3 protein-coding genes are annotated in these 4,941 nt (G+C 49.6%); all 3 read right to left on the bottom strand.

The genetic code is table 11. The annotated features are described in order from the left end of the window. On the bottom strand, positions 1-188 hold a 188-nt coding region (locus TH25_RS24395), incomplete at its 3' end, for a transposase (protein WP_147253098.1). A 157-nt stretch (positions 189-345) separates the two neighbouring features. Beyond that, positions 346-3,126, bottom strand: coding sequence for a BPTD_3080 family restriction endonuclease (locus tag TH25_RS24390; protein WP_114090836.1), 2,781 nt, complete (start codon positions 3,124-3,126; stop codon positions 346-348). A 3-nt stretch (positions 3,127-3,129) separates the two neighbouring features. Beyond that, positions 3,130-4,941 (bottom strand): DNA methyltransferase (locus TH25_RS24385; protein ID WP_220151507.1); only part of this gene is annotated, 1,812 nt, incomplete at its 5' end.

Below are 4,941 nucleotides of genomic sequence, written 5' to 3'. Positions count from 1 at the left end.
TTCTCATCTTCCAGGGCCTTCAAACGCCGGGTATCCGAAACATCCATACCGCCATATTTGGCTTTGTATTTATAAAATGTCGCTTCCGATATCCCGTGACGACGGCAAACATCCGCTGTTTTCTGACCGCTTTCCTGCTCCCGGATCATCCCGATGATCTGTTCTTCCGTAAACCGTGATCGCTTCATGTCGTCTGTCTCCTTCTTCCTGACAGACTCTACTCATTTTTGGACGACTTTTAAGGGCTCAGGTCATGAGCTCAAAGATGACCGGTTCAGTTAGCGAAAGCGGTCATCTTTTTTGTCTGACTGTCGTAGAGGCAGCCGAATGTACCTAAAGGTTTCTTCAGTTGAGGTTGGAAAAACGATCAAGAATGTCATGCACTTCTTCTGGCTTAAATGCGACATCCCAAGTCCATTGTCCAAATCCACCAGCAGTATTGATGGCCTTGACCCACTCGTTCAGTGCGCCCCGTTTGGCCTTGTTCTGCGGGCTGTCTGTTCCCTTGATCTCTAGAGCCAAGGTAAGTCCGTTTTCCAAACGAACAATGAAGTCTGGAATGTATCGGCGCCGTGAACCCGCCCACATGTAATAGACTTGAAAGCCAAGATGGTCATTTTTGGCGTAGGCAACAACATCATCGCGTTTCTCGAACACATTTACTGCGTAACCTTCCCATGCTGAGTCCCCAACCATGTGGCTAATGTGCGACTTGGTTGTTGGAAAGCATGGCTTTGTCGTGTACCAAGTTCGCATCTGTCCAGTTGACCCAATCGGGTTTTCTTCGTCGTAAACAGGAGTCAGACGTTCGGCGCTCTGTTCGCTGATTTTCTCCACAAGATGGCGGACTACAAGATCGACATTAAGGGCAATCAGGATACGTCGTCGTAGAGGATCAGTATGGAAAAGTGAGGGAATTTCCAGAAGGTTGGACTTTAGAAATTCCTCGACGATCCTAACGAGCTGTGCCGCAAGATATTCATTGTTTCCAGAAAATCCATGCCTCAGTTCTGCAAAGGCTTTCCGGGCAGCTTGGAAGACGAGCCGTTGAAGCCGGAAGCCGTCAGGAAGCTTTTCCAAGTCGAATTCAGTGACTTTGCCTAAATCCGTCACACCACCAAGTGCAGGGGCAAGTTCTGCACTAATGGGCGTGTTTGAAGGGTCAATTGTAAGAGGTTCAACTTGAGCCCAGTCTATTGTCAACTGAGGCTTGATGACGGTCTCGACGCGAAGCACGTTTGGCCAACGAATTTCCAAACTAGAGCGCTCAGGTATGACTTCAATCTGCGTTGTTGGCTTGGGTGGAGGTGGGGCCACGCCCGTGTCACCAGCTTCTGAGATGGTAAGAGGAACACCGAAAACGTTCACATATTCTGGCAAGAACAGTCCGTCCTCATCCCTGTCATAAGAAACTCGCCTTAAGCCTCGACCAACGACTTGCTCGCAGAGCAGCTGAGATGTAAAGGCGCGCAACCCCATGATGTGGGTGACATTTTTCGCATCCCAACCTTCGGAGAGCATCGCGACTGAAATCACATTCTGAAGGTCTTGCCCGGCTTGCCCACGCTTACCAACGTTGTCGACGATCTCTCGCAGCAGTTCCTCTTTTTTCAAAGTTCTCAGGTACTGCTTACGTGTTTCAGAGATGCTTGTGGCCTCGATGATCTCTTGGAGCCGTTTATCATATTCCTTGTTCGACGTTGCGGCTTCTCCAACCTCCGCTTTATCGAGCACTTTGGAGTCTACGCGCAATGTCCTCTTGGGGGCCTGTAATTCTGGCCAATGAGCATCGCCTTGATTAAAGTAATGTTCGATACGTGCAGCAGTTTCAGTTCGATTACAAACGGTCAGCATGACTGGTGGTGAATGATGCCCGGACTGAGCCCAAGCCTTGACTGCTTCCCGCCAATCGGCGCCGAGTAACGTATAAGCATCCCGAACCAGCTTCGGTAATGCTTCATGCGGCTCTGCTCTGCGATTGAGGTCTTCAGAGACGGATGGGTCCCGATAAATATGATAGAGCTTCGATTGAAGTGTCTTTGAATCTGGCAGTGCATCATCACGGACAACCACGCGCGGCGTTTTTACCAGCCCCGCCTCAATTGCGTCGTTCAAACCAAAGTCCGATATAATCCAATCAAACAGCGCTGTATCGGTACTTTTCTTGCCAGTTGGTGCAAACGGAGTGGCTGATAGGTCAAAGCAACGTTGAATACGTCGAGTTTTGTGGATTCGGTCTAACCCTTCGATCCAACGAGTGGCTTCATCGAGGTCAATTCCATGCTCCTCCGCTTGCTTTTTGGAAATCTTTACTTCCGATGGCTTGCGATAAGCGTGGTGTGCCTCGTCGTTGATGATGATGATATCCTTATATGTTGCCAACTTTCCAAGAGCGCGACGGGTGAAGGCTTCATCAGATTCCTTCCCCTTTTTGACCACGGAACGATCTTGTTCCTTCAATGGCATGAGCGTATGCCAGTTTTCGATAAGGATCTCTGCTTGATTCAGTTTTTGGCGCATAGACTCGGACGGGCACAGGTTGAACTCGTCGTAGTAGCTGCCTTCACTCGGCATCAATACTTGTAGGCGACCCTTGACGGTCAAACCCGGCGCGACAATGAACACCGCACGGCTGAAATCTTTGTTTCGTTTTGGATAGGTTTGCGCGTTGAGTACCTGCCAAGTGATGATCATTGCCATCACAGTAGTTTTGCCCGCACCGGTTGCCATCTTGTTGCACAACCGTTCCCAAGGTCCACCATCACCGGGGACATATATGCCTTGTTTATACGCTTCTGCGCCCTCGACCCACCAGATTAAGGTTTCGATTGCTTCTAGCTGACAAAAATAGAACGGGTGTTGGCGTGCAGTCTCGTCATGCCAGTGTTCTAAAAGCTTGCGGGTAACGATCGTTACACCGGGATAGCTGTCTTCTCGCCATTGATCCACTCGGGAGCGGATCGTGTTGACCATGTCTAACTTTTCGGTGCGCTTGGTGTTATTGCGAGCATCGAATACATCATAGCTCGCAGGTCGTCGCTCCAGCTTGATTTCAAGCTTCCCACCCTTGCTCTCGACCCAGTGCTTTGCAGGGCGTTCCCATGGTCGATTTATGATCAGGGACATGGATCAGCTCTCCAGTGAGATAATTTTGAGTGACTCGATTCCTCGGTCATCAACAATCTTCACCGCTACGCGACGGTTGTCACCGGCCTCAAATGGAAGAGACACTGTACCATGGAACTGTTCCAGGAGATCTTCGTCTAGTTCAGCCCGTATTGTTCGTTTTAGCCGGTTCCATCCACCATTGGTATCAGCCATCGGGAAAAAGATCTGATGGGGCATTAACGAACGCTGGTCATAGTCTTGATCCAGCGACCACATTGCTATTTGTTTTGTGCCGCCACTCTCAATCTCCCCTGTTCTCGGGTTGAAATAATCAAACCCATGTACTTCAACCTCCCACATACCATCGGTGCGTTTGCGTACCTCGATCTCTGGTTGGCCCATCAGCCAAAACGATTGGTTGCTCGAGCGATTTCTTCGTAGGTCTTCAGTCAGTAAGTCAGTGTTCATTTGCACTTTGAGGAAAGTCATGCCCGGCACATTCAATTCATCAATATCTTTTGCTGCTTCTGGATCAAAGGTGAAGGCACAAAAGAGGATGAATTTTGGCTTTGGCATCAGATGATAAGCCTCGTTCATGGCTTCTTCGACTTGGCGTTGCTCCAGTGCTGCATGTTCTGGGCCGAAACTGACAACCACCCGCTCTCCGGTTTCGGTGACAGAGCCACTTGCATGCAGATATTTGGTGCCAGGCAACGTTTCGAATTCGGCAAATGTCATCATGTTTCCGCCCTTGCCGCGTACACCGGTTTTCAACAATTCATCCCGCCATAACGATTGACGTGAGGTCTCACCGGAGCGGGCGACAGCACTATCTGCCTCTTCCGCCGGAAGTGTCTCGTCAAGGGAGAGGACAGTGGGCGCGGGCACTGCCTCAACACTAAATGGGCCAGTGATACGCAGTTTGGTTTTGTCGATGAGTGGCTTGTCATAGAGCGTTTCCTGATCTGCGTGAGTAGCAATAGACTCGTCTATGCTCGTCTGCATTTTTTGCCGGAGTTTGTGGAAAGCATCAAAAGGCTCCTTCAGGGTGTCTGACCAGTCTTGCGGCATACTGAAAGGTACTTCCCACTCTTCCAGTGTATCTCCCGAGCTAAACGACACAATCTCTTCTTTGCGTGCTCCTTGTTTGGGTTTTATCGGCTTCGGTGGAGATGAATTAAGAGCGTCATTTAGTGCGCTGAGTGCTGCGGAAACCCTCGGGTAATGATCGTCATAGATCGCATCTATATCAGGATTGTTTGCTATGCTTTTAAGCGTGATATGGGGAACAGTCTCATAGTCGAAACCACCTTTCAGCCCCTCATGTGGATAGCGAAGTGCGTAATAGTCGAAAGAGGCAGTCATTAGCCGTTGTTTTGCCAATGTGATTGCCACGCGTGAGGTATCGCATGTAATCCAGCGCCTTCCCCATTTTTCGGCGACGAAGGCTGTAGTGCCCGAGCCGCAAGTCGGATCAAGTACTAGATCGCCGGGATCAGTGGTCATCAAAAGGCAACGCTCAATAACCTTTGTCGAAGTTTCGACCACGTATTGCTTATCAGAAGCGAAACCCGCAATGGTGGTGTCGTCCCAGTTGTCAGTTACCGGAAATACGGGGAAGTCTTCAATGAATCGCACGTAATAGAGGTTTTCTCCTGAGCTTTGAGCACGTTTAGATTTCAAAACTCTGGGCATAAAAGCCTGATCAGTTTTCCAGTAACCCTTGGGATAAAAGCGCTCACCCTCATATTCGACATCGTATCTAGTCCCCGGACTTTGACTGGTAAGGTTATCGACGCGATAGATGGACACCCGCAAAAACCTATCGTCAGA

Origin of the sequence: Thalassospira profundimaris (assembly GCF_003326755.1) — a bacterium.
GTDB classification, from domain to species: domain Bacteria; phylum Pseudomonadota; class Alphaproteobacteria; order Rhodospirillales; family Thalassospiraceae; genus Thalassospira; species Thalassospira profundimaris_B.
The sequence above is the reverse complement of the archived record's forward strand: the minus strand, read 5'-3'. Positions and strand labels throughout refer to the sequence as shown.